1 protein-coding gene is annotated in these 3,221 nt (G+C 73.7%); it reads right to left on the bottom strand.

The window, feature by feature from the left end; all coding sequences use genetic code 11:
* Nucleotides 1–520: 520 nt before the first annotated feature.
* A partial coding sequence (gene infB, locus C1I97_RS33910; RefSeq protein ID WP_111006843.1) for a translation initiation factor IF-2 occupies nucleotides 521–3,221 on the bottom strand: 2,701 nt, incomplete at its 5' end.

The raw sequence follows: 3,221 nt of genomic DNA on the forward strand, positions 1-3,221 counted from the left end.
GACTCGGTGGGGTGCGCGGTCCTGCCCCTGGGGCTCCGCCCCGGACACCGGGTGGGACTTCGCCCCGGGCCTCGCCCGTCCGACTCGGCAGGATGCACAGTCCCGTCCCTGGGGCTCCGCTCCGGGCCCCGGGCCTCGCCCACCCGACTCAGTGGGACAGGAGGTGACCGCAGCCGTGGGGCTCCGCCCCACACCCCGGCGGGGCTCCGCCCCTGCACCCCGGGGCCCGCTCCGGCCGGCTCGGTGACTCGCCCTCGCCCGGCTCGGTGACTCACACCCAGTCGACTCTCGGTGACTCGTCCCCACCCGGCTCGGTGGAACGAGAAGCGAGCCCGGCCTCAGGACCCTGCCAGGACGGCCTCGCTTCTCGGCTCCGGTCGGCGAGTGGCAGCCCGGCCGGCGCTTGAGGACAGAGCCGTTCAGGCCGACGCCGTACCCGGGGGCGGGTGCCCCCGGGTACGGCGCGCCGGTCGGCGGGACCACGGTCCCGCCGACCGGCTGCGGCACGTGCCGTGGGCCGTTACGCCCGCGGCTTCTCGCGGAGTTCGTACGTCGCGATGACGTCGTCGACCTTGATGTCGTTGAAGTTTCCGAGGTTGATACCGCCCTCGAAGCCTTCGCGGATCTCGGTGACGTCGTCCTTGAAGCGACGCAGGCCCTCGATGGTGAGGTTCTCCGCCACGACCTTGCCGTCGCGGAGGAGGCGCGCCTTGCTGTTGCGCTTGACCTCGCCGGAGCGGATGAGCACACCCGCGATGTTGCCCAGCTTGGACGACTTGAAGACCTCGCGGATCTCCGCCGTGCCGAGCTCGACCTCCTCGTACTCCGGCTTGAGCATGCCCTTGAGGGCCGCCTCGATCTCCTCGATCGCCTGGTAGATGACCGAGTAGTAGCGGACGTCCACGCCTTCGCGCTCGGCCATCTGCGCGGCACGCCCGGCGGCGCGCACGTTGTAGCCGATCACGATGGCGTCCGAGCCCATGGCCAGGTCGATGTCCGACTCCGTGACCGCACCCACACCGCGGTGCAGGACGCGGATGTCGACCTCTTCGCCGACGTCGAGCTGGAGCAGCGAGGACTCGAGGGCCTCGACCGCACCGGACGCGTCGCCCTTGATGATGAGGTTGAGCTGCTGGACCTCGCCGGCCTTGAGCACCTTGTCCAGGTCCTCGAGCGAGACGCGGCGGACGCGCTTGGCGAACGCGGCGTTGCGCTCACGGGCGGCGCGCTTCTCCGCGATCTGACGGGCCGTGCGGTCCTCGTCCACCACGATGAAGTTGTCGCCCGCACCCGGGACGTTGGTCAGGCCCAGGACCTGGACCGGCGTCGACGGACCGGCCTCGGTCACGTTGTTGCCATTGTCGTCGAGCATCGCCCGGACGCGGCCGTACGCGTCGCCGACCACCATGGTGTCGCCGACCCGCAGCGTGCCTCGCTGGACGAGCACCGTCGCCACGGCACCGCGGCCGCGGTCGAGGCGGGACTCGATCGCGATGCCCTGCGCGTCCTGCTTCGGGTTGGCCCGAAGGTCCAGGGCGGCGTCGGCCGTGAGGACGACCGCCTCCAGCAGGCTGTCGATGTGCAGGCCCTGCTTGGCGGAGATGTCGACGAACATGGTGTCGCCGCCGTACTCCTCGGCCACCAGGCCGTACTCGGTCAGCTGACCGCGCACCTTGGTCGGGTCCGCACCCTCGACGTCGATCTTGTTGACCGCGACCACGATCGGCACGTCGGCCGCCTTGGCGTGGTTCAGCGCCTCGACCGTCTGCGGCATGACGCCGTCGTTGGCCGCGACGACCAGGATGGCGATGTCCGTCGACCGGGCACCGCGGGCACGCATGGCGGTGAACGCCTCGTGACCCGGGGTGTCGATGAAGGTGATCGCCCGGTCCTCGCCGTTGACCTCGGTCGCAACCTGGTAGGCACCGATGTGCTGGGTGATGCCGCCGGCCTCGCCCGCGATGACGTTCGTCTTGCGGATGGCGTCGAGCAGGCGGGTCTTTCCGTGGTCGACGTGACCCATGACGGTCACGACCGGCGGACGGACGACCAGGTCCTCCTCGGAGCCCTCGTCCTCGCCGAACTCCAGGTCGAAGGACTCGAGGAGCTCGCGGTCCTCCTCCTCCGGGCTGACGATCTGAACGTTGTAGTTCATCTCGCCGGCCAGCAGCTGCAGCGTCTCGTCGGAGACGGACTGCGTCGCCGTGACCATCTCGCCCAGGTTCATCATGACCGCGACGAGAGACGCCGGGTTGGCGTTGATCTTCTCCGCGAAGTCGGTGAGCGACGCACCGCGCGACAGGCGAATGGTCTCGCCGTTGCCGCGAGGCAGCATCACGCCGCCGACCGACGGGGCCTGCATGGCCTCGTACTCCTGACGGCGCTGCCGCTTCGACTTGCGGCCACGGCGCGCGGGACCACCCGGACGGCCGAAGGCACCCTGCGTGCCACCACGGCCACCGGGACCACCCGGACGTCCGCCGAAGCCGGGACGGCCACCGCCGCCACCGAAGCCACCGCCGGGGCCGCCGCCACCGGGACGGCCGGCGAAACCGCCGCCACCACCCGGACGAGCGCCGCCACCGCCACCGGGACGGCCGGCGAAACCGCCGCCACCACCGGGACGACCGCCGCCGCCGGGACGACCGGCACCGGCCGGGCCGCGGCCGCCGGGGCCGGGACGCGGGCCGGCAGCGGGACGCTGCGGCATCATGCCGGGGTTCGGACGCGGACCGCCCGGACGCGGACCGCCCTGCGGACGGGGCATCGAGCCCGGGGTCGGGCGCGGACCGCCCGGAGCCTGCGGACGCGGACCGCCGCCCTGGGCACCGGGACCCTGCGGACGGGGACCGGCGCCGGGGGCACCGGGGCCGCCGGGCCGCGGACCCTGCGGACGGGGCGCCTGCGGGCGCGCCATGCCGGTGGAGCCACTGGAGGTGAAGGGGTTGTTGCCCGGGCGCGGACCGGCCGGGCGGGCACCCTGACGCGGGCCCTGGCCACCGGGGCGCGGTGCGCCCTGACCCGGACGGGAGGCCTGGCCCTGGCCGGGACGGCCACCGGGCTTGGGGGCGCCGGGACGGGCGCCGGGCTTCGGCGCGGCCGGGGACGGGGCCGACGGCGGAGCGGTGAACTCCGGCGTGGTGGGCGCCACCGGGGCCGGACGCGGCGCGGGCTTGGGACCCGGCACCGGACGCGGGCCGGGGGTCGGCGCGGGCGCCGAC

This window comes from Streptomyces sp. NTH33 (genome assembly GCF_003236365.1).
Lineage (GTDB): Bacteria > Actinomycetota > Actinomycetes > Streptomycetales > Streptomycetaceae > Streptomyces.